Origin of the sequence: Streptomyces pinistramenti, assembly GCF_020564935.1 — a bacterium.
Classification (GTDB): domain Bacteria; phylum Actinomycetota; class Actinomycetes; order Streptomycetales; family Streptomycetaceae; genus Streptomyces; species Streptomyces pinistramenti.
Map to the genome: position 1 here is coordinate 84,646 of NZ_JAJCXB010000020.1, position 26,912 is coordinate 111,557.

The following is a 26,912-nucleotide window of genomic DNA, read 5'->3' on the forward strand; positions in this document are numbered from 1 at the left end:
CTGCCCCGGACACCCGCTCCGCTGCCCGCGCACCGTCGGATGCCCGCGCCCGTCCGGATGCCCGTGAAGACGATGACTCCAGTCAACAGCACACCACTGACAATCGGTTCACGGCCCGGAAAGCACACAACGCGCCTCCCGGAGGGCACGCCGCCCCGAAAGGCGACAGCTACGCACACCACGCCGCACCCGTCAGCCGTCAAGCCGGAGGCTCGTCGGCGTCAAGCCGGAGGCATCGGCCATGCGTCGAGGTCGCCGCCGCGCCACTCGATCAGCCGGGGGTCGTCGAGCGCGATGTCGTCGGACGGCTCGCAGAAGCCCGCCCGGCGGAGGAACTCGGCCACATCGCCGCGTCCGTGGGCGAGGCCCACGATCTGCCCGCGCACGGTGACCCGTCGCCCACCGGAGGGTGTCGGCGGATGCACGATGACTGGCGGATGCTCGGTCATGGGTCCAGCGTGCGCCGGGCGCCGCGCCCGCGCATGTCGGCAGCGGATCCGGTGTGTGCCGACCATCGGCCGACCCGGATCATGGAGGCATGAGGCCGAACGCGAACAGCCCGATGGACTCAGCCGAGTTCTCCAGGAACCCCTACCCCACGCTCGCCGCGCTGCGCCGTCGCGGCCCCGTGCAGCGGGTGCGGGCGTCCGAAGGCCGGACCACTTGGATCGTCACCGGGTGGCCCGAGGCGCGCGCGGCGCTGGCCGATGCCAGGCTGTCGAAGGACACCGGACGCTATTTCGCGGACCGCCCTTCCGCCCGGAATCTGGCGCCCGCCGTCAGCCGGACGATGCTCGCCACCGATCCGCCGGACCACGGACGCCTGCGCAGACTGGCGATGACGGCGTTCACCCCGGCGGCCGTGGCCCGCATCGAACCCCGTATCCACGAGATCGCGCAGCAGCTGGCGCGGCACATGCGGGCCCGGGACGCGTCCCGCCCCACCGGCCCCGACGCGGCCGGGCCCGGCTGCACCGACCTGGTCGAGGAGTTCGCCGCGCCCCTGCCGATCGCGGTGATCAGTGAGCTGCTGGGCGTCCCGGAGGGCGACCGGACGGCGGTGCGCCACTGGTCCCACGACCTGTTCGCCGCGGCGGCGCCGGACACCGTCGACCGCGCGTCCCACGCCATCAGCGACTACATGACGGAGCTGATCGCGCAGCGCAGGGCGGCCCCGGGCGACGATCTGCTCAGCGCCCTGATCGCCGCACGCGATGCGCAGGACCGGCTCACCGAACCCGAACTGGTCTCGCTGGCCGTCCTGTTGGTGGTTGCGGGACACGAGACGACCACCCACCTCATCAGCAACGGGATGCTGGTGCTGTTGCACGACGACGCGCTGCGCGCCAGGCTCCGTGCGGACGCCACGCTGCTGCCCGCGGCCGTGGAGGAATTCCTGCGCCACGACTCCCCGGTCACCACCGCGACGTTCCGCTACGCGACGGTGCCGTTCACGCTCGGCGGGGTACGGATCGCGGCCGGCGACGTCGTACTGGTCTCGCCCGGAGCCGCCAATCGCGACCCGGCCCGCTTCGCCGAGCCCGATGCCGTACGACCGGGCCGCGCGACCGGACACCTGGCCTTCGGTCACGGCCCGCACCACTGCCTGGGTGCCCCGCTCGCCCGCGTCGAGGCCCGGATCGCGTTCGGTGTGCTGCTCGACCGCTTCCCCGGGATGCGTCCGGCCGGAACCCTGGACGACGTCACCTGGCGGCGTACGCGGCTGATGCGCGGGCCGGCGCGGCTCCCGGTGGCACTGGGGCCGGACGTGGGCCCGGCGATCCCAGAGCGGCGCGACAGCGGACGGTAACGGGGCGCACACGCCGCAGTGCCGGGTGTCAGACCTTGAGCGGCTTGATCGCGGTGGGTGCGTGGCCCGGCTCGGTCGCGATCTCCTCCCACTCGTTCACGCTCGCGATGTCGCTGCCGCTCATCGAGATGTTGGTGATCCGCTCCAGGATCGCCTCGACGACGACCGGCACGCGGTGCTCGGCGGCGAGCTTCTTGGCCTCTTCCAGGGCCGCGAGCAGCTGGTCAGGCTCGGTGACCCGGATCGCCTTGCAGCCCAGGCCCTCGGCGACCTTGACGTGGTCGACGCCGTAGACGCCCAGTTCGGGGGTGTTGATGTTCTCGAATTCCAGGTTGACCTGGAAGTTGATGTCGAGGTTGCGCTGCGCCTGGCGGATCAGGCCCAAGTAGGCGTTGTTCACGAGGACATGGACGTAGGGGATCCTGTGCTGCGCGCCGACGGCCAGTTCTTCGATCATGAACTGGAAGTCGTAGTCGCCGGAGAGCGCGACGACGGGCGTCTCCGGGTCGGCGGTGGCGACGCCCAGCGCGGCCGGGATGGTCCAGCCGAGCGGGCCCGCCTGTCCGCAGTTGATCCAGTGGCGCGGCTTGTAGACGTGCAGCATCTGCGCGCCGGCGATCTGGGAGAGGCCGATGGTGGTGACGTAGCGGGTCTCCGGGCCGAACGCCTTGTTCATCTCCTCGTAGACGCGCTGCGGCTTCATCGGCACATTGTCGAAGTGCGTACGGCGCTGGAGCTGCGCCTTGCGCTCCTGGGTAGCGGCGGCCCAGTCGCTGCGGTCGGGCAGCTTGCCCGCTGCCTTCAGCTCCCTGGCCACCTCGACGAACAGTTCCAGCGCGGCCTTTGCGTCCGATGCGATGCCGTAGTCCGGGGCGAAGATCTTGCCGATCTGGGTGGGCTCGATGTCGACGTGGACGAACTTGCGGCCCTTGGTGTAGACGTCCAGCTTGCCGGTGTGGCGGTTGGCCCAGCGGTTGCCGATGCCGAGGACGAAGTCGGACTCCAGGAAGTTCGCGTTGCCGTAGCGGTGCGAGGTCTGCAGGCCGACCATGCCGGCGTTCAGTTCGTGGTCGTCGGCGAGGATGCCCCAGCCCATCAGGGTCGGAATGACCGGGGTGCCGGTCAGCTCGGCGAACTCGACCAGCAGCTCGGACGCGTCGGCGTTGATGATGCCGCCGCCGGCCACGATCAGCGGCCGCTCGGAGGCGTTGAGCAGGGTGACCGCCTTTTCGATCTGGGCGCGGGTCGCGGCCGGCTTGAAGGCCGGCAGCGGCTCGTACGTCTCGGGGTCGAAGTCGATCTCGGTCAGCTGGACGTCGATCGGCAGGTCGATCAGGACCGGGCCCGGACGGCCGGAGCGCATCAGGTGGAATGCCTGCTGGAAGACGCCGGGGACCTGTGCGGCCTCCATGACGGTGGTCGCCGCCTTGGTGACCGGCTTGGCGATCGAGGCGATGTCGACGGCCTGGAAGTCCTCCTTCTGGATCACCGCGACCGGTGCCTGGCCGGTGATGCAGAGGATCGGGATCGAGTCGCCGATCGCGGAGTAGAGGCCGGTGATCATGTCGGTGCCCGCCGGTCCCGACGTGCCGATGCAGACGCCGATGTTGCCCGGGGTGGTCCGGGTGTAGCCCTCGGCCATGTGTGAGGCGCCCTCGACGTGGCGGGCGAGCGTGTGGTCGATCCCGCCGCCGCCCTTGAGCGCCGCGTAGAAGGGGTTGATCGCCGCGCCCGGCACTCCGAAGGCGTGGGTCACGCCCTCGCGCTTGAGGATCTCCACTGCGGCACGGGCGGCTGTCATGCGAGGCATCGAGGTACTCCTGCGTCGATCTGTCAGGGGCATGGTCCGGCCGGAGAGGCCAGACCTTTACAATTCCGCATCATGGAATCAATGTTTTGCTTTATGGAAGGAAAGTAGAGCGCGCCGATGTGCGCGTCAAGGGGACGCGAGCGGGCCGCCGCACGAGAGAGACCGTCGGCGATCCGCGCGACGGGCGTCCGGCGGGCATCAGGCGGCCCCGCCGCGGAGCCACGGGCACGGATGCGAAACCTGGAGGCGAGAGCACACGCATGGTCAACCACGACCGCTGCAAGACGAGTTGACGGTAGGGAGCACCCCGCCGCCTCGCCGGGCCGGAACACCGGATACCCTCACGCGCGGCCGCCACAGGCCACTGCCCGGCGGCAGGCCGGGTCTCGTCCGACGTCAGGAGTACCCGCCGTGCGCAGTGCCGCAGCAACGGCCGAAGGCGACCGCATCCGCTGGATCGAGCATCCGGGCGACGGAACGGCCGGGCCCGTACGCGTCTATCTGCACGGGCTCGGCGCCAGCTCGTCCGCCTACTGGAGCGGGACAGCGGCGCATCCGCTCCTCGCCGGGCCGCGTTCGCTGCTGGTGGATCTGCTCGGCTTCGGCCTCAGCGACCGGCCGACGGCCTTCGCCTACACGCTGGAATCGCACGCCGACGCGCTGGCCACGGCGCTGGATTCGGCGGGGGTGACGGGTGCGGAGGTGATCGCGCACAGCATGGGCGGCTCGGTGGCGCTGGTGCTCGCGGCGCGGCATCCCCGGCTGGTGTCGCGGCTGGTGCTCGCCGACGCCAATCTCGATCCGATGGAGCCGCTGCGGGGCGCCCCGGGGAGCCGCGGCATCGCCGCGTACACCGAGGAGGAGTTCCTGTCCTACGGGCGGGACGAGGTACAGGAGTCGGCGGGCGCCGAGTGGTGGGCGACGATGCGCCTGGCGGGGCCGGAGGCGCTGTACCGCAGTGCGGTCGGCCTGGTGCGCGGCAGCAGGCCGGACATGCGCACCCTGCTGCTCGGCCTGCCGCTCCCCCGGACGTTCCTGTATCCCGCCGCCGACGGGCCGCTGCCCGGGGCCGGTGAACTGGCCGCTGCCGGCGTCTCGTTGGTGGCGCTGGCCGACTGCGGGCACAACATGATGCTGGACAACCCGGACGGTTTCGCCCGCGCCGCCGCTGCCGCCCTGGCGTAGGACCCGGCCCCCGGGCCTGCCCCATGCCAGGGCGTTCGGTCAGCGGATCGGCATGCCCGAGAGGGTGCGGGCGATGACCAGCCGCTGGATCTCGCTGGTGCCCTCGAAGATGGTGTAGATGGCCGCGTCCCGGTGCATCCGCTCCACCGGGTACTCGCGGGTGAAGCCGTTCCCGCCGAGTATCTGCACGGCCTGGGCGGTCACCTTCTTGGCGACCTCACTGGCGTACAGCTTCGACATGGATCCCTCGGCGGAGGTGAACGGCTTGCCGGCCGTCGCCATCCAGGAGGCGCGCCACACCAGGAGGCGGGCGGCGTCGATCTGGGTGCGCATGTCGGCGAGCTGGAAGGCGACGCCCTGGTTGTCGATGATCGGGCGGCCGAACTGGGTGCGCGTCTTGGCGTACTCCAGCGCCTCTTCGTACGCGGCGCGCGCGGTGCCGACCGCCATCGCGCCGACGGCCGGGCGGGACGCCTCGAAGGTGGCCATCGCCGCGTTCTTCACGCGCTCGCCGCCGCCGTTCCTGGCGCGCTCGCGGGCCCGCGCCAGCCGCTCGTCGAGCTTGTCCTTGCCGCCGAGCAGGCAGTGACCCGGCACCCGGACGTTCTCCAGGACGACCTCGGCGGTGTGCGAGGCGCGGATGCCGTGCTTCTTGAACTTCTGGCCCTGCGAGAGTCCGGGGGTGCCGGGCGGGACGATGAAGGAGGCGTGACCCTTGGAGCCGGCGTCCGGGTCGACGACCGCGACGACGACGTGGACATTGGCGATGCCGCCGTTGGTCGCCCAGGTCTTGGTGCCGTTGAGCACCCACTCGTCCTTGGCCTCGTCGTACACGGCGCGGGTGCGCATCGCGGCGACGTCGGATCCGGCGTCGGGCTCGGAGGAGCAGAAGGCGGCGACCTTGACGTCGTCGGCGTCGCCGTACATCTGCGGAACCCAGGTGCCGATCTGTTCCTCGGTGCCGTTGGCCAGGACGCCGACGGCGGCCAGTCCGGTGCCGACGATCGACAGGGCGAGGCCGGCGTCGCCCCAGAACAGCTCTTCCATGGTCATCGGGATGCCGAGGCCGGTGGGGTCGAAGAACTGCTGGGCGTAGAAGTCCAGGGAGTACAGGCCGATTTTGGCCGCCTCCTGGATGATCGGCCAGGGCGTTTCCTCGCGCTCGTCCCATTCCGCTGCCGCGGGGCGCATGACGTCGGCGGCGAAGCCGTGGATCCAGTCCCGGACTTCCTTCTGCTCGTCGTTGAGCTCCATGGTGAACTCGGCCATGTCCCCTCCAGCGGTGCGGCATTTTCAAGAGTTACTTACGGTAACAGGAGTCTGTTACTCGCCAGTAAGGAATGTCAACTCCCCTCGGCCTCGATTCCGGCATGCGGTACGGGTGTTACGTTGCGCGAGCGCCACGGATTCACAAGGGTGGGGAGCACGACCATGGAGAGCACACAACAGGACGGCCGGCGGCAGACGTCGACCGAGCGCCGCAGGCGGGAGCTGCTGGAGGCCGCGGAACGGATCGTCCTGCGCGACGGGCCGGGGGCGTCGATGAACGCCATCGCCGCCGAGGCCGGGATCACCAAACCGATCCTCTACCGCCACTTCGGGGACAAGGGCGGCCTCTACCGTGCCCTGGCCGTACGGCACACCAACGCGCTGCTGGCCGGGCTGCGGGCGGCACTTGACGCCCCCGTACTGCGCCGCGACCGCGTCGAGGCGACGCTCGACACCTACCTCGTCGCGATCGAGACCCGGCCGCAGGTGTACCGGTTCCTGATGCACCCCGCCGACGAGGAGAATCCCGCGGAGTCCGGGTTCGATGTGGGGCGGCACTCCGCTCCGCTGCTGCGCCGGCTCGGCGAGGAGCTGGCCGAGGTGATCCGCGAGCGCCTCGACCTCGGTCCCGACGGCGAGGAGAAGGCCCGCGTCTGGGGGCACGGGATCGTCGGCATGATGCACGCGGCCGGAGACTGGTGGCTGCGCGAACGCCCCTGTTCACGCGAGCAGTTGGTGCAGCACCTGACCGATCTGCTGTGGGGGCAGCTGGCCGCGGTCAAGGACCGGGCGGACGGCCCCGGCTTCTGAGCGCCCTAACGGCCGGCCGCCACCCGGTCCGCCCAGGGGGCGCGGGCCGCGGCGCGCAGCGCACGGCGGCGTCGCAGCCCGGTGAGGTGGTCGAGGTAGAGGCCGCCTTCGAGATGGTCGCACTCGTGCTGGAGGCAGCGGGCGAAGAATCCGCTGCCGTGCACCCGCAGCGGCGCCCCGCTCGCGTCGAAGCCCTCGACCACGGCCTCGTCGTGGCGCGGGGTGCCGGCCTCGATGCCGGGGAGCGAGAGGCAGCCCTCGGGACCGCGGACGACCGGCCCTTGTGTCCCGGTGAGCCTCGGGTTGACGAGGTGTCCGAGGTGGCGGCGGTCCTCGTCGTCGGGGCAGTCGTAGACGAACACTCGTAGCGGGACGCCGATCTGGTTGGCCGCGAGGCCGACGCCCCTGGCGGCGTACATCGTCGCGAACATGTCCTCGATCAGCCGGGACAGGTCGCCGTCGAAGGCCGTGACCTCCTGGCAGGGCGCTTCGATGGCCGGATCGCCGAGGAGGCGCAGGGGGCGGGGGCAGCCGGTACTGCCGGGGATGGTGCGGGAGGGCATGGGGCAAGCGTACGGTCCGTGGGGGGCCGGATGTCGCGTCACGGGTGGCGGGGTTCGGGGCTGCGGCCGGATCTCGATAGGCTGATCCCCGACCGAAGCCTCCGGCCGGTCGACGACCGCGGAGGGGGCGTTCCACCGGCAGCCCACTGGGCAGGAGGGCGCCGGATGCAAGGAGGATCAAGGACGATGGCAGGCAACACGGAGCCGCTGTCGCCGCGGGCCAAGCTGGCCGTGACGGCGGGCAAAGCCGCGGCGGCGGTATCGCGCGCGGCGGGCCGCGGCAGCGGATCGGTGATCGGTGGCCGGGTGGCACTCAAGCTCGACCCCGACCTGCTGGCCCGGCTGGCACGGCACTTGGACGTCATTCTGGTGTCCGCGACCAACGGCAAGACAACGACGACCCGGCTGATCGCCGAAGCCCTGCGGGCCGGCGGTCCGGTGGTCTCCAACGCGCTGGGCGCCAACATGCCGGCCGGCATCACCTCGGCGCTGGCGGGCGGATCGGACGCCAAGTTCGGCGTGATCGAGGTGGACGAGAAGTACCTCGCCGGTGTGGCGCGGGACGTCACGCCGAAGGCCATAGCGCTGCTGAACCTCTCGCGTGACCAGCTCGACCGTGCGGCGGAGACCCGCATGCTGGCCGAGCACTGGCGCGAGGGGCTCTCCGGTTCCAAGGCGCTGATCATCGCCAACGCCGACGACCCGCTGATCGTGTGGGCGGCCTCGTCCTCGGCGAATGTGGTGTGGGTCGCCGCGGGCCAGGAGTGGAAGGACGACGCCTGGTCGTGCCCGTCGTGCGGCGGCGTGATGCAGCGCCCCGGTGACGACTGGTTCTGCGGCGAGTGCGGCTTCCGCCGTCCGACGCCGAGCTGGGCGCTGTCCGGCGACTACGTCCTGGATCCGCACGGCAGCGCCTGGCCGATCAAGCTTCAGCTGCCCGGCCGCGCCAACAAGGCGAACGCGGCGACATCGGCCGCCGTCGCCGCCGCGTTCGGGGTGCCGCCGCAGGTCGCACTGGAGCGGATGTACAGCGTGCAGGCGGTGGCCGGACGCTACGACGTGGTGACGTTCATGGAGCGGGAGCTGCGGCTGCTGCTGGCGAAGAACCCGGCCGGCTGGCTGGAGACGTTCTCGCTGATCGACCCGCCGCCGACCCCGGTGATCATGTCGGTGAACGCCCGCGGCGCGGACGGCACGGACACGTCCTGGCTGTGGGACGTCGACTACACCAGGCTGGCCGGGCACCCGCTGTTCGTGCTCGGTGACCGCAAGCTGGACCTGGCGGTCCGCCTGGAGGTCGCGGGGCTCGACTTCGAGGTGTGCGAGAGCCTCGACGACGCGGTGCGGATGGCGCCGCCCGGACGGATCGAGATCATCGCCAACTACACGGCCTTCCAGGACCTGCGCCGGCGCGTGGGCAACTGATGGCGATGCACGGACAAGGACGAGCGAGAATGAGTGACAACAGCCTGCGGTTGGTGTGGATCTATCCGGACCTGCTGAGCACGTACGGCGACCAGGGCAACGCACTGGTGGTGGAGCGGCGGGCGCGGCAGCGCGGTCTGGACGTGCAGCGTCTCGACGTGCGGTCCGACCAGCAGATTCCCACGTCGGGCGACATCTACCTGATCGGCGGCGGCGAGGACCGGCCGCAGCGCCTGGCGGCCGAGCGGCTGATCCGCGACGGCGGTCTGAGCCGCGCGGTGTCCAACGGCGCGATCGTCTTCTCGGTGTGTGCCGGCTACCAGATCCTCGGCCACGAGTTCATCAACGACCTCGGTGAGCAGCAGCAGGGCCTGGGGCTGCTCGACGTGGTGAGCACCCGCGGCGAGGCGGAGCGGTGCGTCGGTGACGTACTCGCCGACATCGACCCGCGGTTGGGGCTGCCGCCGCTGACCGGTTTCGAGAACCACCAGGGTGTGACGCATCTCGGCCAGACGGCCAGGCCGTTCGCGAAGGTGCGGTTCGGCAAGGGCAACGGCGTCGGCGACGGCTACGAAGGCGCCTGGAACGACACCGTTTTCGGCACGTACATGCACGGTCCCGTGATGGCGCGCAACCCGCACATCGCGGATCTGCTGATCAAGCTCGCGCTGGACGTGAACGCGCTGCCGCCGGCCGACGACCGCTGGTACGAGGCGCTGCGCCAGGAGCGGATCGCCGCGGCAACGCAGCCCGCATAACGACCCGTTCGGGATTTTGTCCCGTAATGACCCTCTTTGATGCGCCCGCAGTCCCGCACTGCGGGCGTATCTGTGCCCCGGGCCCGCGCGCTTGTAGGGTGAGCGTGATCCAACCGGACGACGGGGTCCGGGCCCCCGGTTGAGTTGCAGAGGGTTTTGCTGGCATGCGTATTGGTGTACTCACCTCCGGCGGCGACTGCCCCGGTCTCAACGCCGTCATCCGCTCCGTCGTCCACCGCGCCACAGCCGATCACGGCGATGAGGTGATCGGCTTCCGCGACGGCTGGAAGGGCTTGCTGGAGTGCGATTACCGCAAGCTCGACCTCGACGCGGTCGGCGGCATCCTCGCCCGCGGCGGCACGATCCTCGGATCGTCCCGGGTGCAGCCCGCCCATCTGCGGGACGGCGTCGAACGCGCCCGCGGCCACGTCGCCGAGCTGGGCCTGGACGCCATCATCCCGATCGGCGGCGAGGGCACCCTCAAGGCCGCGCGACTGCTGTCGGACGCCGGGCTGCCGATCGTCGGCGTGCCCAAGACCATCGACAACGACATCGCCGTCACGGACGTGACCTTCGGGTTCGACACCGCGGTCGGGGTCGCCACCGAAGCGCTCGACCGCCTCAAGACGACCGCCGAATCACATCAGCGGGTGCTGATCGTCGAGGTGATGGGGCGGCACACCGGCTGGATCGCGCTGCACTCCGGGATGGCCGCGGGCGCCCACGCGATCGTGGTCCCGGAGCGTCCGTTCGACATCGAGGAGCTGACCGCGCGGGTCGGCGAGCGGTTCTCGGCCGGCAAGAAGTTCGCGATCGTCGTGGTGGCCGAGGGCGCCAAGCCACGCGAGGGCTCGATGCAGTTCGAGGTCGGCGGCAAGGACGTGTACGGCCACGAGCGGTTCGCCGGTGTCGCCCGGCAGCTCTCGCTGGAGCTGGAGCAACGGCTCGGCAAGGAGGCCCGCGCGGTCATCCTGGGGCACGTGCAGCGCGGCGGGACGCCGACCGCGTACGACCGGGTGCTGGCGACCCGCTTCGGCTGGCACGCCGTGGAGGCCGCGCACCGCGGCGACTTCGGCATGATGACGGCGCTGCGCGGCACGGACATCACGCTGGTGCCGCTCGCCGAGGCGGTCGAGACGCTCAAGACCGTGCCCGACGACCGTTACGCCGAGGCGGAGTGCGTGCTGTGACCGACGCGCCCGACCTGCAGTAGTTCCACGCTGTACGAACCGCCCCCGGCCGATGCTCCGGCCGGGGGCGGTTCTAGTCTGGTCGCCGGAGTATCGGTACGAATCAGGAGCGAGCGGATGGATCACAGCGGGCACGGCATGAACATGGATCTACCGCCGTTCACGCTGGGGCGGGGGCTGGAGTTCGGCGGGGATCCGTTCTTCCTCATCGGCTGCCTGCTGGGCCTCGCGCTGTACGGCTGGGCGGTGCTGCGGCTCCGCAGGCGCGGCGACGCCTGGCCGGTGAGCCGGATCGTGGCCTGGGTCGTGGGTGTGCTGACCGTGGCTCTGGTGATGTGCACCAAGCTCAACGACTACGGCATGGTCATGTTCAGCGTGCACATGGTGCAGCACATGGTCATCAGCATGCTCTCGCCGATCCTGCTGCTGCTCGGCGCGCCGGTCACGCTCACGCTGCGTGCGCTGCCGACCGCAGGACGCGGCAGCAAGGGCCCGCGCGAGCTGCTGGTGGCGCTGCTGCACAGCCGCTACATGCGGATCATCTCGCACCCCGCGTTCACCATCCCGCTGTTCATCGCGAGCCTGTACGCGCTGTACTTCTCGCCGCTCTTCGACTTCCTGATGCAGTCGCGGGCCGGGCACATCGCGATGATGGTGCACTTCCTGGCGGTGGGCCTGGTGTTCTTCTGGCCGATCATGGGTGTCGACCCGGGGCCGCACCGGCCGGGCTATGTGATGCGGATGCTGGAACTCTTCGCCGGTATGCCGTTCCACGCGTTCTTCGGCATCGCGCTGATGATGGCATCGGAGCCGATGGTCAGGACGTACACGCATCCGCCGCTCTCGCTGGGGATCGATGCGCTGTCCGACCAGACGGCCGCGGGCGGCATCGCCTGGGCGTTCAGCGAGATCCCGTCGGTGGTGGTGCTGATCGCGCTGGTCTTCCAGTGGTACAAGTCCGAGGAGCGGCAGTCGCTGCGTACCGACCGGGCCGCCGACCGCAACGGCGACAAGGATCTGGCGGACTACAACGCGTATCTGGCGTCGCTGCACGCACGCAGCCGCTGACCTGCCCACGGGCGGAAGCTGGCGGCACGGGCCGCGGCCGGGGACGATGGTCCCATGGCCGCGGCCCGTGGCGTTGCCGCCACGGGCCGCCGTGAGGAGGTTGCGGGTATGCCCGGATCTGCGCGAACGATGGCCGTGTGCACGGTGGCCGGCCTGGTGGTGGCGACCGCCTACACCGTGGCGCTGGGCGGTAACGGCTGGGTCTGGTTGGCCTGGGTGGTGCTGGCCGTGGTGACCGGCGGGATGGTGGCCGCGCGGCGGGCCTGAGCACGTCCCCGTGCCGGGTGGCGGCGGCCCGCTTCAGAAGCGGAAGACGGACCCGGTGGCGGCGTCCATGGTGCAGGCGTTGGCGAAGGTCCGGCGCCATTCCACCGGCGCGCCCCGCCAGGTGCCGCGGGCGCCGACGGTCACCGGGTCGTACTCCTTGGTGCAGGCATGCGGCTCGCCGTGCAGCGCGTCGAGGTCGCCGCGCGCCCAGATCAGTTCGGAGCAGGCGGCATCGTGGTGCGGGTGGTGGCCCGCGGTGTCCGGGCAGCGCAGCAGTACGCCGCGGATCCAGGTCTCCTCCGCGCCCGAGACGGTGAGGAAGAGCCCTTCGTCCGCTCGCGGTTCGGCGGCGTCGGCGGGGGCGGGCGGAGCGACGGCCAGTGCGGTCACGACGGCGGCGGTGATGGTGGCCGCGGCACGGGCCAGGCGGCGTCGGCGGCTGACGGACATGGTGGGTCTCCTGGAACGCTCGGCGGGGTCGAGTGCCGGTACGGGGCCGCCCGCCGTCCGGTGCCGGAGTGGGGCCCCCGCCCGTACGGGGTCAGGGCATCCCGTACCGCGCCGACGGGCAAGCGGCCACGCCGTGCGCTCGCCCGTACGGCCCTCCCGCGCCGGAGTCCGCCGCTGGGCGTGGGCCAGGACGTGGCACGGGCGGCCAGGTGGTGTCCTGGCCGCCCGTGCGCGGTGTCCGGTGGTGACGAGGTGTCAGGAGGCGGTCTGCGCTCCGGAGGCGCTCTTGGCCGTCGCCTTGGCCGGTTCGGGTGTGGCGTGCGGGGCGCAGGTCACGTCCTTCGCGTCCGTCGTCCCGTGCAGGAAGTAGGCGTCGACCCGGTCGTTGATGCAGGGGTTGACCTGGCCGGTGACGCCGTGCGAGCCGGCGTCCCGCTCGGTGATCAGGCGCGAGCCCTTGAGCCGCTTGTGCAGCTCGACGGCGCCGGCGTAGGGGGTGGCGGCGTCGCGGGTGCTCTGCACGATCAGCACGCTCGGCAGGCCCTTGCCGGTCTTGACGTCGACCGGCGTGTGCTGCTTGGCCGGCCAGGTCGCGCACGGCAGGTTCAGCCAGGCGTTCGACCAGGTCATGAACGGGGCCTTGGCGTGCACCCGGGTGTTGTCGCGGTCCCACTTCTTCCAGTTGGCGGGCCACTTGGCGTCGGTGCACTCGACGGCCGTGTAGACGGCGTTGCCGTTCTCGGACGCGATGTTGCCCGCGGTGTCCTTGAGGTCCGGTCCGGCCTTCTCCACCAGCGGCTTCTCGTCGCCGGCGAGGTACGCGCTCCAGACCTGGGCTACCGGGGCCCAGGACGAGTCGTAGTACGGAGCGTTCTGGAAGAAGCCGGTCAGTTCGGCCGGTCCGACGAGGCCGCCGATAGGCTTCTTCTTGGCGGCCGCGCGCAGCTTCTCCCACTGCGCCTGGACCTTCTGCGGGGTGTCGCCGATGTGGTAGGTCGCGTCGTTCTTGGCGACCCACTTCTTCCAGTCGCCCCAGCGCGTCTCGAAGGCGACATCCTGGTCGAGGTTGGCCTGGTACCAGACCTTCTCGCGCGAGGGGTTGACGACGCTGTCGACGAGCATCCGGCGGACGTGGTCGGGGAAGAGCGTGGCGTAGACGGCGCCGAGGTAGGTGCCGTAGGAGACGCCGAGGTAGTTGAGCTTCTTCTCGCCGAGCGCGGCGCGGATGACGTCCAGGTCGCGGGCGGTGTTGGGGGTCGTCATGTGCGGCAGGAGGCCGCCGCTGCGCTCACCGCAGCCGTCGGCGTACTCCTTGGCGAGCTTGCGCTGGGCGCGCTTGTCCGCCTCGCTGTCCGGCACCGGGTCGGCCTTGGGCGCCTTGACGTACTCCTGCGGGTCCACGCAGGAGATCGGCGCGGAGTGGCCGACGCCGCGCGGGTCGAAGCCGACGAAGTCGTAGGCGGCCGCGGTCTTCTTCCACAGCGCGCTCTGGCCGGTGCTGCGGGTCGGGAAGCGCATGCCCGAGCCGCCGGGGCCGCCGGGGTTGTAGAGGAGGGAGCCCTGGCGCTGCTTCGCGCCGCCGGTGTTGCGGGCCCGGTCGACGGCGATCTTGATGGTGCGGCCGTTGGGCTTGGCGTAGTCGACGGGGACGGTGACGTAACCGCACTGGATGGGTGTCTTCAGGCCCCAGTCGGCGGGGCAGTCCTGCCAGTCGATGCCCTGGGCGGCCGCGCGTGCGGCGGCGGTCCGTACGCCGCGCGCTTCGGCCGATGCGCCGTGCTGCCGCTCGCCCGCGCTGGCGGGTGTGGCGGCTATCGCTCCGGCGAGGAGCGTGCCGGTCACCAGGGTGCCGGCGGCGCCGAGTGCTGCTGTTCTTCTCACGTGGTGGTTCCCCCTGCATGGTGCGCCGCCCGTGGCGGCGATGATCACAGAACTACAGGGGGATCCTGTCTGCTCCTGTCCCCGTCTGAACAGGTTCGACCACCAATTCTTTACCAAGCTGTAGGATTCCGGCCTTTCTTGATCTGAGCGGAAAGGCATCGCCGCTCTCGTCGTGACAGGATCCCGGGTCCGTCCCGACAAGACCGCCGTATGGGACCTGCGGGTCTCCCGGGACACGAGGTGCGCGGCGCGGCGGGCCGACGGCTGGAAGTCGATGCGTGCCCGCCGCCGCGGCGCGGCGACTGCGGGCCAACGGGCCGTAACCTGCCGGGATTTCGGGGTGCGGAAGGGTGCCGTCCGGCGCCCCGGCGGGTATGTGTCCTGTGTGCGGTACGCCGGGGTTGCTCCCCACCGGGGCGGGTGCGTGACCGAGGGTCGAGAACGCGTCAATTGCCCGGCACATGCCCTTGGGGCATGTGCCGGAGCCGCCACGATGAGTAACCTTCCGTACAGGCTCTCCCACGTACGGCTACGAGGGAGGGCTGTCGGCGTTTTCGCCTCAGTTTCCCGCTGTCGAGAAGGAGTTACGTGGTGCCGGGTATCGATCAGGCTTTGTCCCAGGCGATGGAAATCCCTGGTGTGCTCGGAACCGGTCTGATCGACTGGACGAGCGGGCTGACGCTCGGCACGGCGGGCCGGGCGCCGCACGACGACCATGACGCGGCCGCCGCCGACACCTCCGAAGTCGTCCAAGCGGTCATGCGCAACACCACGTTCGACAGCGCGGGATCCGATGACCCCGGCATGGAGGACCTCATCCTCACGACGTCCGGCGGCTACCACCTGATCCGCTTCGTGCACACCGCGTTCGACAGCCAGACGTACCTGTACCTCTGGCTGGACCGTGAACGCGCCAACCTCGCGGTGGCAAGGATGCGATTGCGCGATCTGGCGGCCGCACTGGTCTCCGACTGACCGAGGTACGGGCGTGTTCCCCGGTCCCGGTGACACGCCACAGGGCCCCGCGCGCATCCTGCGGGTGCGCGGGCACCCACCGTCCTGCCGCAGCCCGCCGCACCGCCCCAACGGTTAGGGAACAGCCATGGGCCTGCCCGCACCTCCTCCCCCGCCCGAATCCGCCGGGGTACTCGACCGGTTGGCCGCCGACCGTGTCACCGGAGCGCTGCGTGGTCCCGGCGGCTGCGTCTATCTGCTCAACGGCGCGGTGTACTTCGTGGAGTGCAGCGCGGCCCCCGGGTTCGACGTCCGGCTCACCGCGGCCGGACGGGTGCCTGCCCGCCGCCTGCAGGAGGCTGCCGACGCGGCCGGCGCCCGGCCCGACGGCGGCAGGTCCCTGGTCAGCGGAGGCTGGCTCACCCGGGGCGAGCTGGAGATCTGCCACCTGGCGGCGCTGCTGGACGCGGCGTTCTTCGTCCTGCCGCTGCCGCCCGACGGCACCTCGTTCACCCCGGGCGCCACCCACTGGCTCGGCCCGGTGCACCGGATCGGCATCGACGCGCTCCTGCGGGCGACCGCGCGCCGCCGCGCCCTGCTCGACGCGTGGCACTCCTGGGCCGCCGTGGACACCGCGCCCGTGGTCGCCGCCCGTCCCCGCGGCCGGGACCACGTCACCACCTGGTGGCAGCGGCGGCTGCTCGCCCATGCCGACGGCCGTCGCACCCCGCAGGAAATCGCCCGTCTCCTGGGGCAGTCGGCGTTCCTGACGCTGCTGGAGACCCGCCGGCTCGCCGCGGCCGGTCTGGTGCAGATGCCGAGGGACAGGACCGGTGAGCCTTCGGGTGGCGCCCTGCCCCGGCGGCACCCCGGGGCGCACCTGGACGAGCGCACGACCGGTGACGGCGCGGAACGGCCCACGGCCAGCTGGCACTTGCCGGTGCCCGAGCTGGAGACCACCCCCGAACCGGATGTCGACCTCCTCGTCCGCCTCCGTACGGCACTGGAGGAGAACCTGTGACCCCTTGCGAAACCCTGCCATGAGGCACGCGCTCAGAAAGCGCGCGGAAAAGAGGAGACTGATGACGATCGAACCCCGCGTGCGGGAGGAACTGCACACGCTGCGCGATCAGGTGCGCCATCTTCAGGGCGGCATGGTGGCCAGCACCGACGGCATGGTCATCGCACACGATCTGCGGGACATCGAACCGGACGGCCTCGCCGCGCTCACCGCCGCGGCCATCGGCGTCGCCAAGCGCCTCACGGAGGCGACCGGTCAGGGTGCCTTCGAGGAGTCCCTGACTCGCGGCGCCAACGGGTACATCGCCGTCTACGCGGCCGGCACCGGCGCGGTGCTCACCGCCGTCGCGAGCCCCGAGACCAACGTGGGCCGGCTGCATCTCCAGGCCCGCCAGACCGCGGCGCGCATCGGCACGCTGGTGGACACCGCCCCGGACGCCTGACCCCTCCCGCACACCATGTCCCACCCTGTCGATGGAAAGGTCACCACCCGCTATGGCTCAGATGGAATCCGCGCTCGCCGAAGCAATGTCGAACATCGATGGCGCCATCGGTATCGCCCTCGTCGATTACACCAGCGGAATGTCGCTGGTCACCCTGGGCGACAACCATGCCCTGGACCTCAATGTCGCGGCGGCCGGAAACACCGACGTCGTACGGGCGAAGCTGCGCACCATGGAAATGCTGGAACTCCAGGGTTCCATCGAGGACATGCTCATCACGCTGACCTCGCAGTACCACCTGCTGCGCCCGCTGACCGGCAGGAGCGGCAACGGCCTCTTCCTTTACCTGGTGCTGGACCGCAAGCGCGCCAACCTCGCACTGGCACGGCACCGCCTCGCGCGCCTGGAGGCCGAGTTGGAGGTGTGAGCGGGGCGGGGGCGCCGGCTTTCCGCCCCCGCCCGCCGGACGGTTTCAGCCGGCCGCTGTGTACCGGGCCGCGTCGTCCAGGAGGCGCCGCAGCCGCAGGGCGTCCGGAGCGACGGCGGTGACAAGCGCCGCGGGGCCCGCCAGCGGCGCCAGTACGCCCTGCCCTGCGGACTCTCCTGTCGGTCCGCCCGCGGCGTCGCCGAGCAGTTGCACCGCTGCCGGGTGCTCGTCGAACTCGGGCTGGACGACGAGGAGTTGGCCGACGGCGCGTTGCGCGTCGAGGACCGCGGAGGTGTCCCAACCGGGGACGCCGGGCCCGTAGGCGGTCTCCTGGTCCAGCAGCGTGCGTCCGGCGCGCCGTACCGTCAGCCGGCTGTGCAGCGTGCCGGTGTGCTCGCCGGTGCGGCCCAGGACCTGTTCCTCGCGCAGCACCAGGCGGGCGGTGGGGGCGAGTTCGACGGTGGTGGTCATCCACAGGTCGCTGCCCTCGGCGGAGATCAGCGGTTCGGGCAGCCAGTCGAGCCGCGCACCGTCGCCGACCGTCAGCCGGACGTCGTAGGTGGCGGCCTCGCCGGTCCGGCCGGGCAGTGCGACCGTCGCGGCCGCCGCCGTCAGATGCAGGGCTGCGCCGGACTCGGCGGTGGCGTCGATGGCCAGCCGGTCGCCGCCGAGCGGGGCGCTCATCGCGCCCACCACGCAGATCCGGGCCTGCGGTCCGTGCCCGCCGATCCGGCGCAGCGCGAACGGCCCCGCGCCGTCCAGGACGGGCAGCCGGGTGATGCCGTGCGCGTCGGCGCGGGCGGTGATGCGGGCGGTGGCGTGCAGGCCCGCCGTCGATGCCGGGGTGCGCGGGGGCCGGGCGAGCGTGGTGGGCGCGGCGGTCATGCGGGGCCCGCGGTCCAGTCGGCGAGCTTCGTGCGGACCCAGTCCGAGACCGGCTTGACGCCGTTCTCCTTCTTCAACGCGGTGAAGGCGACGGGCAGTTCGCCGCGCTGGGCCTTGGCGTCGCGTGCCATGCCTTCCAGGTCGACGCCGACGTACGGGGCGAGGTCGGTCTTGTTGATGACGAGGAGGTCGGCAGAGGTGACGCCGGGGCCGCCCTTGCGGGGGATGTCGTCGCCGCCCGCGACGTCGATCACGAAGATCTGGAAGTCGACCAGGCCCTTGGAGAAGGTGGCGGTGAGGTTGTCGCCGCCGGACTCGACGAGGATCAGGTCCAACGGGCCGACCGCTTCCTCCAGGTCCTCCACCGCCTCCAGGTTGGCGGAGATGTCGTCGCGGATGGCGGTGTGCGGGCAGGCGCCGGTCTCGACGGCCTGGATGCGCTCGGCGGGCAGTACCGCCTCGCGCAGCAGGAATTCGGCGTCCTCGCGGGTGTAGATGTCATTGGTGACGACGGCGATGGACAGCTCGTCGCGCAGCGCCCGGCAGAGCGCGGCGACCGTCGCGGTCTTGCCGGTGCCGACCGGGCCGCCCAGGCCGATGCGCAGCGCGCGCCGGGTGCCGTCGGGGCGCTTGGGGACGGCGGCGCTGTGGGTGTGGCGCTCGGGGAACATCTCGTCGAGCTCGTGGTCGAGGTGCATGGTCACTCCGTTGTGCGTGCGGCCGCGGGTGTGCGGCGCGGTGGTGTGAGTTCGTTCAGGAGGCGAAGAGCCGTACCGGCCAGGCGGCGTGCTGTTCGGCGGTGATGTCGAGCAGCGGCGCGGATGCGGCGGGCAGGGCATCAACTCCTTCGGTGGCGACGCGCGCCGCGGCCTCGGCTCCCTGCGCGGCGACCCGGTCCAGGTCGGCGGCGAGGTGGGCGAGAACGGCGGTGGCGTCGAAGGGGTCGAGGCTGAGCAGGCGTACGGCGGCGGTCGCCGGGCCGCTGATGTTCTCGTAGGCGACGGCGTACGCGGCGTCCAGCGGGGTCAGGCCGGCCGACCGGGCGGCGAGGCCGAGGACGATGGGCTGGTGGGCGCCGCGCGGCCGGGCCGCGGCGAGCGCGTCGAGCGCGTCGGACGGCCAGGTGGCGCGGGCGGCCCGCATCATCTGCCGGCCGAGCCGCCGGGCGACCTGCCGCAGTGCGGGCACGGGGGTGCGGGCGTCGGCTGCGTCGTCCAGGAGGAGCGGGTCGGCGCCGGCCGCGGCCGCCGCGGCGAGGCCCGCGGCGACCAGTCCCGCGGTGTGCAGCCGCCCGCGGCAGAACCGCTCCAGGGTGGCGGCGTCCTTGATGCGTCCCGCGGTGACGGCCGGTTCGGCGCCGCCGGAGTGGGCGTGCCCTCCGGCGGGGAACCGGCCGTCGGCGAGGACGAGCAGTGCGGCCCGGCTCATCGGCGGACCGGGTGGTGCGTGGGGTTGACCGGGGTGTTCATCGTTGCCGCATCAGAAGAGGAAGTAGCGCTGGGCCATGGGGAGTTCGGCGGCGGGGGCCGGTTCGACGACCTCGCCGTCGATGGTCACCGTGAAGGTGTCCGGGTCGACGTGGACCCGCGGCAGGGCGTCGTTGTTGCGCATCGATGCCTTGGTGACGCCGCGGGTGCTGCGGATCGGCTCGTACGCCTTCGCCAGCGGGAGCCGCTCGGCGATGCCGTCCTCGACGGCCTGCGGGGAGACGAAGTTGACGGAGTTGCTGCCCGGGGCCTTGCCGATCGCGCCGAACATCGGGCGGGGCAGGATCGGCTGCGGGGTGGGGATGGACGCATTGGCGTCGCCCACCTGCGCGTACGCGATCTGGCCGCCCTTGATGACGAGCAGCGGCTTGACGCCGAAGAACGCCGGCTCCCACAGGACGAGGTCGGCGAGCTTGCCGTCCTCGACCGAGCCGATGACGTGGTCGATGCCCTGGGCCGCGGCCGGGTTGATGGTGTACTTCGCGACGTACCTGCGGGCGCGCCGGTTGTCGGCGCTGCCGTCGCCCGTGAGGGTGCCGCGGCGCTTCTTCATGACGTGCGCGGTCTGCCACGTACGCATCACGACCTCGCCGATCCGGCCCATGGCCTGGGCGTCGGACGACATGATCGAGATGGCACCGAGGTCGTGCAGGATGTCCTCGGCGGCGATGGTGGAGGGCCTGATCCGGGACTCGGCGAAGGCGAGGTCCTCGGGGACGGCGGGGTTGAGGTGGTGGCAGACCATCAGCATATCGAGGTGTTCCTCGACGGTGTTGACGGTGTGCGGCCGCGTGGGGTTGGTGGACGCCGGCAGCACGTTCGGCTCGGAGACCATCGCGATCATGTCGGGGGCGTGGCCGCCGCCCGCGCCCTCGACGTGGAAGGCGTGGATGGAGCGCCCGGCGATGGCGGCGAGGGTGTCGCCGAGGAATCCGGCCTCGTTGAGGGTGTCCGTGTGGATCGCGAGCTGGGCGCCGCTCTCCTCACAGACGTTCAGGCAGGCGTCAAGGACGGCGGGGGTCGCGCCCCAGTCCTCGTGGATCTTGAAGCCGAGGATGCCGGCCCGCAGCTGGTCGCGCATCGAGGCGACGGACATGGTGTTGCCCTTGCCCAGCAGGCCGACGTTGACCGGCAGCGAGTCCATCGACTCCAGCAGCCGGGAGATGTGCCAGGCACCGGGGGTGATGGTGGTGGCCTTGCTGCCTTCGGCGGGCCCTGTGCCACCGCCCACGAGGGTGGTGACGCCGGACGCCAGCGCCTCGTCCACCTGCTGGGGGCAGATGAAGTGGACGTGGGTGTCGATGGCGCCCGCGGTGAGTATCTTGCCGTTGCCGGCGATGATCTCGGTCTCGGGGCCGATGACGAGGTCGGGGTGGACGCCGTCCATGGTGTCGGGGTTGCCGGCCTTGCCCAGGGCGACGATCCGGCCGTCACGGATGCCGATGTCGGCCTTGACGATGCCCCAGTGGTCGAGGACGACGGCACCGGTGATCACCGTGTCCGGGGCGCCCTCGGCACGGGTGGTGCGGGACTGGCCCATCGATTCGCGGATGACCTTGCCGCCGCCGAAGACGGCTTCGTCACCCGCCCTGCCGGGACCTCCGGAGCGGTCTTCCTCGATCTCGATGACGAGGTCGGTGTCGGCGAGCCGGATGCGGTCGCCTGTGGTGGGGCCGAACAGGTCGGCGTACGCCTGTCGCGTCAGATCAGCCATCGAGGGAGCCTCCGGTCTCGCCGCGCAGTCCCGCGACGATCCGCTTGCCCCCGATGGGGACGAGTTCGATCTCGGTGGGTATGCCGGGCTCGAAGCGCACGGCGGAGCCGGCGGGAACGTTGAGCCGCTGACCGTGCGCGGCCGCGCGGTCGAATTCGAGACCGGGGTTGGCCTCGGCGAAGTGGTAGTGGGAGCCGACCTGCACGGGGCGGTCGGCGGCGTTGAGGACGGTCATGCGCGTGAGGGGGAGGCCATCGTTGAGGCGCACCGGCTCTTCGGCGTAGAGGATCTGTCCCGGGATCATGTTCTGCTCTCCCGCGGTCAGTTGATGGGTTCGTGAACGGTGACGAGCTTGGTGCCGTCGGGGAACGTGGCTTCGACCTGCACGTCGTGAATCATTTCCGGGACGCCTTCCATGACGTCGTCCCGGCTCAGCACCTTGCGCCCGGAGGACATCAGCTCGGCGACCGTACGGCCGTCCCGCGCGCCTTCGAGGATGTGAGCGGTGAGCAGGGCAATGGATTCCGGATGGTTGAGCTTCAGCCCCCGGGCTCGTCGCTTTTCGGCCACGTCTGCCGCCACATGAATCATCAGGCGTTCCTGCTCATGCGGGGTCAGTTGCATACGTTCCACCTCACAGTCCGCCCCGGGTTTGATGTTCACCCAGGTCACAGGCGTCCACACACCTGCATTGGTAGATGTATCACACAGTAATTAAAGGACGAGCAAACTAACCGTCAGCGGAAGGCCACCAACAACCCGACGAGCAGAGGCTAGTTCGCCGGGATTTCGTCCGCGTTACCAGGGCGGATGGGCGCGGAACCCTTCTCGCGTCCGGGACAACACGTCACCCATTACCCGGCGTTACCGCACGGCGACCGAATTCCCGGACCCGCCTTCCCCGCGGGGTTTCTCCGGCCCGATGGAAAGCGGTGGCGAATTCCACACTCCGGAAGAGCCGCAATCCCCGCACGGCGGACGGAGGCATGGACAGGGGGCGCGAACAGCGGCGCAGACTTTCCGCCCGTAACGGACATGAACCGCTCCGCGGACGCGGCTGTCCGTTATGTGGTCTTGACGGCGGCTCCGATGCTCACAATCCTCATGTGCGCGTCAAAACAGCTCCGCACCACCCCCCACACCAGCATCGGAGCCACACCGTGACTCGCTCTGCCCGTACCCGCCGCGCCGTCCTGGCCGCCGGCGCCTGCGCCGCCGCCGTCGCCCTGCTGGGCACCGCGGCCTCGGCCCAGGCCACCCCCGGCACACTCGCCGCGCCCGACATCCCCGTGGCGAACGTCAAGGCCGACCTCGCCAAGCTCCAGTCCATAGCCGACGCCAACAACGGCAACCGCGCCCACGGCACCGCCGGTTACCAGGCATCGGTCGACTACATCAAGGGCAAGCTCGACGCCGCCGGCTTCACCACGAAGCTCCAGGAGTTCAGCAGCGGCGGCGCGAAGGGGTACAACATCATCGCCGACTGGCCGGGCGGCGACGAGAGCAAGACCGTGATGTCCGGGGCCCACCTCGACTCCGTCCCCGCGGGCCCCGGCATCAACGACAACGGATCCGGCTCGGCCGGCATCCTGGAGGTCGCACTCGCGGTCGCCAAGGCCGACCTCAAGCCCACCAAGCACCTGCGGTTCGGCTGGTGGGGCGACGAGGAGGACGGCATGATCGGCTCGCAGAACTACGTCGAGTCCCTCGGCGGCGACACCGCGAAGCTCGACTCGTACCTCAACTTCGACATGATCGGCTCGCCGAACCCCGGCTACTTCGTCTACGACGACGACGCGCGCCTCGAAAAGGTCTTCAAGGACTGGTTCGCCACCAAGAACATCGCGACCGAGAAGGAGACCGAGGGCGACGGCCGCTCCGACCACGCGCCGTTCAAGGACGCCGGAGTCCCGGTGGGCGGGCTCTTCTCCGGCGCCGACTACATCAAGACCGACGCACAGGCCAAGGCATGGGGCGGCGAGGCGGGCAAGGCGTTCGACGCCTGCTACCACGCCTCCTGCGACACGTCGAAGAACATCGACGACACCGCGCTGGACAACCACACCGACGCCATCGCCAACGCCCTGTGGCAGCTCAGCTCCTGACCCGCACCCGGCCGCTCACCGGCCGACCCGCGCCTCCTCCGGCGCGGGCGGGCCGCAGCGCCGTACGGTCAGCCCTCCCGACCCGGTCGCCGATCCCCGGCGGCCGGGTCGCGGTGTTCCGCGGCGATGCCGAAACGCCGCCGTTCGCCCGGAGCGGACGCGGCCGGCCGCACGGCCGACACCGTGCTGATCACCTGCTCCTCCTCCGCGTCCCCGGCAGGCCGCCCCAGCTCCTCCAGCAGCTGCAGGTCAGCGGCCGAAACCAGCGCGACGAGCGGTTTGCCGTGGCGGGTGACGACCACGCGCTCCCCGCCGTAGACGACGCGGTTGATCAGATCCGCCAGCTCGGCGCGGGCTTGCGTCACGGGAATCTCGTAGGCCATGCTCCCCATTCTAACGGGATGTACGTCCTGTACATTTTTTACAGAGGAGAGGAGCAGTCATGCCGCATGCACCGCACCCCATGGCCCGCTACGTCCTGCCGGAGTTCACCGAGCGCACCAGCAACGGCACGCGCACGATGGACCCCTACTCGAAGCTGCTCGGCGAGCGCATCGTCTTCCTGGGCACCCCCATCGACGACGCCTCGGCCAACGACGTGATGGCACAGTTCATGTACCTCGAACACGCCGCCCCCGAGCAGGACATCTCGCTCTACATCAACTCCCCCGGCGGCTCGTTCACCGCGATGACCGCGATCTACGACACGATGCAGTACGTGACCTGCGACGTGGAGACGGTCTGCCTCGGCCGGGCCGCATCCGCCGCCGCGGTACTGCTGGCCGCCGGCACCCCGGGCAAGCGGCTGGCGTTGCCGGGCGCCCGGATGCTGATCCACCAGCCCGCCCTCAGCGAGCCGGTCCAGGGCCAGGCCACCGACCTGCGGATCCAGGCGGACGAACTGCTGCGCACCCGCGACAAGTTGGAAGAACTGCTGCAACGGCACACCGGCCTACCGCGCGAACGGATCGCCGCCGACATCGAGCGGGACAAGATCTTCGACGTCCGCGCCGCCCAGGAGTACGGCCTGATCGACGGGGTCACCCGCGCCCGCAAGACCTCCGCGGCGCCCGGCGCGCGGTGACGTCCGGTGCCGCCGTCCGAACTCCCTCCGCTGCCCGCGCTGACCCGGGCCGAGGGCGAACTGATCGACCGATACCTGGAGGTCCTGGACCTGCTGGGCCGGATCAACCCGGCGCGCGGCGGGCACACCTACGGCGGTCTGCGGGCCGCCCAGGCGCTGGCCGGCAAGGCCGCCGGACTGCGGGACGCGCTGGCGCTGATGCACGAGCGGGGCGAGAGCGAACTGCACGGCGGGACGCTCGGCCGGGCGCTGCGGGTACTCGACGGCGAGCGCCGGGCCGGGCGCGTTTCGGTGCCACCGGAGGACACGTGAGGCGGCGGCCGCGCACCCGGCCGCTTGGACGCCGGGCGCGCGACACGTCCCGGCCCGGCTCGCTCGTACGGCGTAGCGCCGGCGGCATCGGCAAACGGCGCCCGGATTGCGGCGAGTCGCCTTGACCGGCGCGGCGGATCGGGCTTCGCGCCTGGTCCCGGGCCCGGCCCCGGGCCTTTCCCCACGCCGCGAGTGGTGCAACTCCCCACATGGGCCCCGTGTGACCAATGTCACATAGGGTCATTTCAGCGCTTATTTCGGGCGCCGCATGCGTAACGATCCTTTCGACGACAAGACCCCGCCACAGCGACGGGGCGGTCCGGACGGGCGCCTAATCCTGCCGCCGTCCGGATGTCCGGTCGACGCGGTTGGATCGGCAGGAGCGGAGGACCCGAGCACGACGGAGCCACGGCCGCCACGGCCGACGGGCTCCTTGGGGTGAAGCCGTACGCACGGCCGGGCATCTTCGCCTGCCCGAACCCGACAGGTCTTCCTTCGCAGGCGGCTGACGAAGGGTTCGCGCATGGCTGTGCGCAGGCAGGTACCGACAGCAGTGGCCCGCGCCGGAACGATTTCGGCCCTGGCGCTCGCCACCGTCGGCGGCATCATCCCGGCGCCCGGAGTGACCGGCGGCGCCGAAGCGTCGAGCGTCTCCGCGGCGGCGCTGCGGATCGCCGCCTCCAAGAAGGGGGCGCCGTACCAGTTCGGCGCCCGGGGACCACACCGTTTCGACTGTTCGGGGCTCACGCAGTACGCGTTCCGGCACGCGGGCAAGAAACTGCCCCGCACCGCGGCCGCGCAGTACAACCACACCCGGCATCTCCCCGCCTCCGCCCGCAGGACCGGTGACCTGGTCTTCTTCCATACGGGCAGCGGCATTTACCACGTCGGGATCTACGCCGGCCGGGGCCGCATCTGGAATGCGCCCAGGACCGGCACCGTCGTCCGCCTGGACAAGATCTGGAGCAAGGCCGTCTGGTACGGGCGGGTCCGGTGAGCGGGCGGCCGCCACCGGCACCTTGTTGAGCTGCACGGACACCGCGTCCCGGTCAATTGTCAGTGGGTGCCGGTAATTTGACCGGGTGACCTCGAAACGGAACAGTCCGCCGGCCTCCGCGACGCGCGGGGGCCGCCCATCCGCCGGCGGTGCGACGCCGGTGGCGTCCACCGCCGAACTCCCCCGCGTCTGCCCGCCGTTGGCACTGCCGGAGGCGCGCGGCCGCGGCCGTCCGCGTGCGCGAGGGAGCGGCGCGGTCAGGCGAGCGCCACCTCGACGAGGAGGATGCCGCCGAGCGTGGTCAGCAGTGCGCCGGTGGTGGCCTCCAGGGCACGGGTGACGCGCGGGCGGCGCAGCCAGTTGCCGAGCCGGTCGACGAGCAGGGCGACGGCGGGGAACCACACCAGCGCCATCGCGACGACGATCGTGGCGAGCAACAGGGTGCGCGGAAGCGCGGGTGCTCCCGCGGGGACGAACTGCGGGAGCAGGCTGAGGAAGAGCACCGGCGCCTTGGGGTTGAGGGCATTCGTGAGAAAGCCCTGGCGCAGGCTCCGGCCGACGTCGGCGGACGGCCCCTGGTGCATGGCGGGCTCTGCGGCTGGTGCCGCGGCGTCCTCGCCGGCCGTGGGTGCCTCGGCGGCGGGACGGCGTATGACGGTCATCAGCGCGCGGACTCCGAGGTACAGCAGGTAGGCCCCGCCGAGGACCTGGACGGCGCCGAACAACACGGGCACGGCGACGAGCACGGCCGCGAGTCCGGCCACCGCCAGGGCGGTGTGCACCAGCAGCCCGCCCGCGACCCCGACCGCGCAGGCCACCCCCGCCCGGCGCGAGCCGAGTGCGTTGCGCACCACGACCGCGAAGTCCGCGCCCGGCATGACGACCATGCCCGCGGCGACTCCGGTGAAGGTGATCAGCTGTCCGTCCATGACGCAATCATCGCTGGTCAGAGCCTTTAATGGGGAGTGGCAATCTTCTTCGTCAGGCTAAAGAGGTTC

Annotated in this window: 30 protein-coding genes and 1 riboswitch; of the genes, 16 read left to right on the forward strand and 14 right to left on the reverse strand. The window is 71.2% G+C overall.

Going from position 1 to position 26,912, the window contains the following annotated elements:
* Positions 1-221 precede the first annotated feature (221 nt).
* Positions 222-449 carry a hypothetical protein gene (locus LIU39_RS16565; protein ID WP_227047478.1) on the reverse strand — a complete coding sequence of 76 codons (228 nt, stop codon included), beginning with the start codon at positions 447-449 and terminating at the stop codon, positions 222-224.
* Between the two features lie 89 nt (positions 450-538).
* Here LIU39_RS16565 and LIU39_RS16570 point away from each other — a divergent pair, with 89 nt between their 5' ends.
* Positions 539-1,810 (forward strand): cytochrome P450 family protein, encoded by a 1,272-nt coding sequence (locus LIU39_RS16570; protein ID WP_227047479.1) that lies wholly within the window; start codon positions 539-541, stop codon positions 1,808-1,810.
* Between the two features lie 28 nt (positions 1,811-1,838).
* On the opposite strand, the gene gcl is transcribed toward LIU39_RS16570, so the two are convergent.
* Positions 1,839-3,620 (reverse strand): glyoxylate carboligase, encoded by a 1,782-nt coding sequence (gene gcl, locus LIU39_RS16575; RefSeq protein ID WP_227047480.1) that lies wholly within the window; start codon positions 3,618-3,620, stop codon positions 1,839-1,841.
* 411 nt (positions 3,621-4,031) lie between these two features.
* Between gcl and LIU39_RS16580 the strand changes: the two genes are divergently transcribed.
* Positions 4,032-4,805, forward strand: a complete 774-nt coding sequence (locus tag LIU39_RS16580) for an alpha/beta fold hydrolase (protein ID WP_227047481.1) — start codon at positions 4,032-4,034, stop codon at positions 4,803-4,805.
* A gap of 39 nt (positions 4,806-4,844) precedes the next feature.
* Here LIU39_RS16580 and LIU39_RS16585 read toward each other — a convergent pair whose 3' ends face one another.
* Entirely contained in the window at positions 4,845-6,074 is a 1,230-nt protein-coding gene (locus LIU39_RS16585; protein WP_227047482.1) for an acyl-CoA dehydrogenase family protein, read from the reverse strand.
* Between the two features lie 162 nt (positions 6,075-6,236).
* Here LIU39_RS16585 and LIU39_RS16590 point away from each other — a divergent pair, with 162 nt between their 5' ends.
* Positions 6,237-6,884 carry a TetR/AcrR family transcriptional regulator gene (locus tag LIU39_RS16590; protein ID WP_227047483.1) on the forward strand — a complete coding sequence of 216 codons (648 nt, stop codon included), beginning with the start codon at positions 6,237-6,239 and terminating at the stop codon, positions 6,882-6,884.
* A gap of 5 nt (positions 6,885-6,889) precedes the next feature.
* Here the strand turns inward: LIU39_RS16590 and def are convergent, their stop codons facing one another.
* Positions 6,890-7,447, reverse strand: a complete 558-nt coding sequence (def, locus tag LIU39_RS16595) for a peptide deformylase (RefSeq protein ID WP_227047484.1) — start codon at positions 7,445-7,447, stop codon at positions 6,890-6,892.
* 186 nt (positions 7,448-7,633) lie between these two features.
* On the opposite strand from def, the gene LIU39_RS16600 reads away from it, so the two are divergent.
* The 5 genes from LIU39_RS16600 (at position 7,634) to LIU39_RS16620 (ending at position 12,155) form a co-directional block, all read left to right on the forward strand.
* Positions 7,634-8,872 (forward strand): MurT ligase domain-containing protein, encoded by a 1,239-nt coding sequence (locus tag LIU39_RS16600; protein ID WP_227047485.1) that lies wholly within the window; start codon positions 7,634-7,636, stop codon positions 8,870-8,872.
* 29 nt (positions 8,873-8,901) lie between these two features.
* Entirely contained in the window at positions 8,902-9,630 is a 729-nt protein-coding gene (locus tag LIU39_RS16605; protein WP_227047486.1) for a type 1 glutamine amidotransferase, read from the forward strand.
* A 164-nt stretch (positions 9,631-9,794) separates the two neighbouring features.
* Positions 9,795-10,820 (forward strand): 6-phosphofructokinase, encoded by a 1,026-nt coding sequence (locus LIU39_RS16610; protein ID WP_227047487.1) that lies wholly within the window; start codon positions 9,795-9,797, stop codon positions 10,818-10,820.
* A 117-nt stretch (positions 10,821-10,937) separates the two neighbouring features.
* A complete protein-coding gene (locus LIU39_RS16615; protein WP_227047488.1) occupies positions 10,938-11,888 on the forward strand; it encodes a cytochrome c oxidase assembly protein in 951 nt (316 codons plus the stop codon).
* A gap of 108 nt (positions 11,889-11,996) precedes the next feature.
* Positions 11,997-12,155 (forward strand): hypothetical protein, encoded by a 159-nt coding sequence (locus LIU39_RS16620; RefSeq protein ID WP_227047489.1) that lies wholly within the window; start codon positions 11,997-11,999, stop codon positions 12,153-12,155.
* Between the two features lie 33 nt (positions 12,156-12,188).
* Here the strand turns inward: LIU39_RS16620 and LIU39_RS16625 are convergent, their stop codons facing one another.
* Positions 12,189-12,605 (reverse strand): SSI family serine proteinase inhibitor, encoded by a 417-nt coding sequence (locus LIU39_RS16625; protein WP_227047490.1) that lies wholly within the window; start codon positions 12,603-12,605, stop codon positions 12,189-12,191.
* 255 nt (positions 12,606-12,860) lie between these two features.
* On the reverse strand, positions 12,861-14,486 hold the full coding sequence (locus LIU39_RS16630; protein WP_227047491.1) for an alpha/beta hydrolase: 1,626 nt from the start codon (positions 14,484-14,486) through the stop codon (positions 12,861-12,863).
* Positions 14,487-15,077: 591 nt separating this feature from the next.
* Here LIU39_RS16630 and LIU39_RS16635 point away from each other — a divergent pair.
* The 4 genes from LIU39_RS16635 to LIU39_RS16650 all read left to right on the forward strand — a co-directional run bounded on the left by LIU39_RS16635 (position 15,078) and on the right by LIU39_RS16650 (position 17,330).
* Positions 15,078-15,461, forward strand: a complete 384-nt coding sequence (locus LIU39_RS16635) for a hypothetical protein (RefSeq protein WP_227047492.1) — start codon at positions 15,078-15,080, stop codon at positions 15,459-15,461.
* Positions 15,462-15,588: 127 nt separating this feature from the next.
* Positions 15,589-16,461, forward strand: coding sequence for a hypothetical protein (locus tag LIU39_RS16640; RefSeq protein WP_227047493.1), 873 nt, complete (start codon positions 15,589-15,591; stop codon positions 16,459-16,461).
* Between the two features lie 61 nt (positions 16,462-16,522).
* Complete coding sequence (locus tag LIU39_RS16645) at positions 16,523-16,903, forward strand: roadblock/LC7 domain-containing protein (protein ID WP_227047494.1); 381 nt, start codon at positions 16,523-16,525, stop codon at positions 16,901-16,903.
* Positions 16,904-16,955: 52 nt separating this feature from the next.
* The gene (locus LIU39_RS16650; RefSeq protein ID WP_227047495.1) at positions 16,956-17,330 is read left to right on the forward strand and encodes a hypothetical protein; all 375 of its coding nucleotides are present in this window, start codon (positions 16,956-16,958) and stop codon (positions 17,328-17,330) included.
* A 45-nt stretch (positions 17,331-17,375) separates the two neighbouring features.
* On the opposite strand, the gene LIU39_RS16655 is transcribed toward LIU39_RS16650, so the two are convergent.
* From LIU39_RS16655 to LIU39_RS16680, 6 genes are read right to left on the reverse strand one after another with little or no spacing between them, the layout of a single operon-like run.
* Entirely contained in the window at positions 17,376-18,215 is an 840-nt protein-coding gene (locus LIU39_RS16655) for an urease accessory protein UreD (protein ID WP_227047496.1), read from the reverse strand.
* Positions 18,212-18,913: an urease accessory protein UreG gene (ureG, locus tag LIU39_RS16660; RefSeq protein ID WP_227047497.1), complete on the reverse strand. Its 702-nt coding sequence runs from the start codon at positions 18,911-18,913 to the stop codon at positions 18,212-18,214. The genes LIU39_RS16655 and ureG overlap by 4 nt, the downstream gene beginning before the upstream one ends.
* Before the next feature lie 55 nt (positions 18,914-18,968).
* A complete protein-coding gene (locus tag LIU39_RS16665; protein ID WP_227047498.1) occupies positions 18,969-19,643 on the reverse strand; it encodes an urease accessory protein UreF in 675 nt (224 codons plus the stop codon).
* A 51-nt stretch (positions 19,644-19,694) separates the two neighbouring features.
* Positions 19,695-21,416, reverse strand: a complete 1,722-nt coding sequence (locus tag LIU39_RS16670; protein WP_227047499.1) for an urease subunit alpha — start codon at positions 21,414-21,416, stop codon at positions 19,695-19,697.
* Complete coding sequence (locus tag LIU39_RS16675) at positions 21,409-21,720, reverse strand: urease subunit beta (RefSeq protein WP_227047500.1); 312 nt, start codon at positions 21,718-21,720, stop codon at positions 21,409-21,411. The genes LIU39_RS16670 and LIU39_RS16675 overlap by 8 nt, the downstream gene beginning before the upstream one ends.
* 17 nt (positions 21,721-21,737) lie before the next feature.
* Complete coding sequence (locus tag LIU39_RS16680; protein WP_227047501.1) at positions 21,738-22,040, reverse strand: urease subunit gamma; 303 nt, start codon at positions 22,038-22,040, stop codon at positions 21,738-21,740.
* A gap of 536 nt (positions 22,041-22,576) precedes the next feature.
* Here LIU39_RS16680 and LIU39_RS16685 point away from each other — a divergent pair.
* Positions 22,577-23,521, forward strand: coding sequence for a M28 family metallopeptidase (locus LIU39_RS16685; RefSeq protein ID WP_227047502.1), 945 nt, complete (start codon positions 22,577-22,579; stop codon positions 23,519-23,521).
* Between the two features lie 68 nt (positions 23,522-23,589).
* On the opposite strand, the gene LIU39_RS16690 is transcribed toward LIU39_RS16685, so the two are convergent.
* Positions 23,590-23,904: a type II toxin-antitoxin system Phd/YefM family antitoxin gene (locus LIU39_RS16690; protein WP_227047503.1), complete on the reverse strand. Its 315-nt coding sequence runs from the start codon at positions 23,902-23,904 to the stop codon at positions 23,590-23,592.
* A 59-nt stretch (positions 23,905-23,963) separates the two neighbouring features.
* Between LIU39_RS16690 and LIU39_RS16695 the strand changes: the two genes are divergently transcribed.
* The 3 genes from LIU39_RS16695 (at position 23,964) to LIU39_RS16705 (ending at position 25,914) form a co-directional block, all read left to right on the forward strand.
* Positions 23,964-24,605: an ATP-dependent Clp protease proteolytic subunit gene (locus LIU39_RS16695; RefSeq protein WP_227047504.1), complete on the forward strand. Its 642-nt coding sequence runs from the start codon at positions 23,964-23,966 to the stop codon at positions 24,603-24,605.
* Positions 24,606-24,611: 6 nt separating this feature from the next.
* Positions 24,612-24,917 carry a hypothetical protein gene (locus LIU39_RS16700; RefSeq protein ID WP_227047505.1) on the forward strand — a complete coding sequence of 102 codons (306 nt, stop codon included), beginning with the start codon at positions 24,612-24,614 and terminating at the stop codon, positions 24,915-24,917.
* A gap of 331 nt (positions 24,918-25,248) precedes the next feature.
* A riboswitch (cyclic di-AMP (ydaO/yuaA leader) is annotated at positions 25,249-25,436 on the forward strand.
* A 4-nt stretch (positions 25,437-25,440) separates the two neighbouring features.
* Entirely contained in the window at positions 25,441-25,914 is a 474-nt protein-coding gene (locus tag LIU39_RS16705) for a C40 family peptidase (protein WP_227047506.1), read from the forward strand.
* Between the two features lie 257 nt (positions 25,915-26,171).
* Here LIU39_RS16705 and LIU39_RS16710 read toward each other — a convergent pair whose 3' ends face one another.
* The gene (locus LIU39_RS16710; RefSeq protein WP_227047507.1) at positions 26,172-26,843 is read right to left on the reverse strand and encodes a LysE family translocator; all 672 of its coding nucleotides are present in this window, start codon (positions 26,841-26,843) and stop codon (positions 26,172-26,174) included.
* Positions 26,844-26,912 lie beyond the last annotated feature (69 nt).

Coding starts and splice junctions, on each gene's coding strand:
- LIU39_RS16565 (WP_227047478.1), bottom strand. CDS start 449: ATGACCGAGCATCCGCCAGTCATCGTGCATCCGCCGACACCCTCCGGT.
- LIU39_RS16570 (WP_227047479.1), top strand. CDS start 539: ATGAGGCCGAACGCGAACAGCCCGATGGACTCAGCCGAGTTCTCCAGG.
- gcl (WP_227047480.1), bottom strand. CDS start 3,620: ATGCCTCGCATGACAGCCGCCCGTGCCGCAGTGGAGATCCTCAAGCGC.
- LIU39_RS16585 (WP_227047482.1), bottom strand. CDS start 6,074: ATGGCCGAGTTCACCATGGAGCTCAACGACGAGCAGAAGGAAGTCCGG.
- LIU39_RS16590 (WP_227047483.1), top strand. CDS start 6,237: ATGGAGAGCACACAACAGGACGGCCGGCGGCAGACGTCGACCGAGCGC.
- def (WP_227047484.1), bottom strand. CDS start 7,447: ATGCCCTCCCGCACCATCCCCGGCAGTACCGGCTGCCCCCGCCCCCTG.
- LIU39_RS16600 (WP_227047485.1), top strand. CDS start 7,634: ATGGCAGGCAACACGGAGCCGCTGTCGCCGCGGGCCAAGCTGGCCGTG.
- LIU39_RS16605 (WP_227047486.1), top strand. CDS start 8,902: ATGAGTGACAACAGCCTGCGGTTGGTGTGGATCTATCCGGACCTGCTG.
- LIU39_RS16610 (WP_227047487.1), top strand. CDS start 9,795: ATGCGTATTGGTGTACTCACCTCCGGCGGCGACTGCCCCGGTCTCAAC.
- LIU39_RS16615 (WP_227047488.1), top strand. CDS start 10,938: ATGGATCACAGCGGGCACGGCATGAACATGGATCTACCGCCGTTCACG.
- LIU39_RS16620 (WP_227047489.1), top strand. CDS start 11,997: ATGCCCGGATCTGCGCGAACGATGGCCGTGTGCACGGTGGCCGGCCTG.
- LIU39_RS16625 (WP_227047490.1), bottom strand. CDS start 12,605: ATGTCCGTCAGCCGCCGACGCCGCCTGGCCCGTGCCGCGGCCACCATC.
- LIU39_RS16640 (WP_227047493.1), top strand. CDS start 15,589: ATGGGCCTGCCCGCACCTCCTCCCCCGCCCGAATCCGCCGGGGTACTC.
- LIU39_RS16645 (WP_227047494.1), top strand. CDS start 16,523: ATGACGATCGAACCCCGCGTGCGGGAGGAACTGCACACGCTGCGCGAT.
- LIU39_RS16650 (WP_227047495.1), top strand. CDS start 16,956: ATGGCTCAGATGGAATCCGCGCTCGCCGAAGCAATGTCGAACATCGAT.
- LIU39_RS16655 (WP_227047496.1), bottom strand. CDS start 18,215: ATGACCGCCGCGCCCACCACGCTCGCCCGGCCCCCGCGCACCCCGGCA.
- ureG (WP_227047497.1), bottom strand. CDS start 18,913: ATGCACCTCGACCACGAGCTCGACGAGATGTTCCCCGAGCGCCACACC.
- LIU39_RS16665 (WP_227047498.1), bottom strand. CDS start 19,643: ATGAGCCGGGCCGCACTGCTCGTCCTCGCCGACGGCCGGTTCCCCGCC.
- LIU39_RS16670 (WP_227047499.1), bottom strand. CDS start 21,416: ATGGCTGATCTGACGCGACAGGCGTACGCCGACCTGTTCGGCCCCACC.
- LIU39_RS16675 (WP_227047500.1), bottom strand. CDS start 21,720: ATGATCCCGGGACAGATCCTCTACGCCGAAGAGCCGGTGCGCCTCAAC.
- LIU39_RS16680 (WP_227047501.1), bottom strand. CDS start 22,040: ATGCAACTGACCCCGCATGAGCAGGAACGCCTGATGATTCATGTGGCG.
- LIU39_RS16690 (WP_227047503.1), bottom strand. CDS start 23,904: ATGGCCTACGAGATTCCCGTGACGCAAGCCCGCGCCGAGCTGGCGGAT.
- LIU39_RS16695 (WP_227047504.1), top strand. CDS start 23,964: ATGCCGCATGCACCGCACCCCATGGCCCGCTACGTCCTGCCGGAGTTC.
- LIU39_RS16705 (WP_227047506.1), top strand. CDS start 25,441: ATGGCTGTGCGCAGGCAGGTACCGACAGCAGTGGCCCGCGCCGGAACG.
- LIU39_RS16710 (WP_227047507.1), bottom strand. CDS start 26,843: ATGGACGGACAGCTGATCACCTTCACCGGAGTCGCCGCGGGCATGGTC.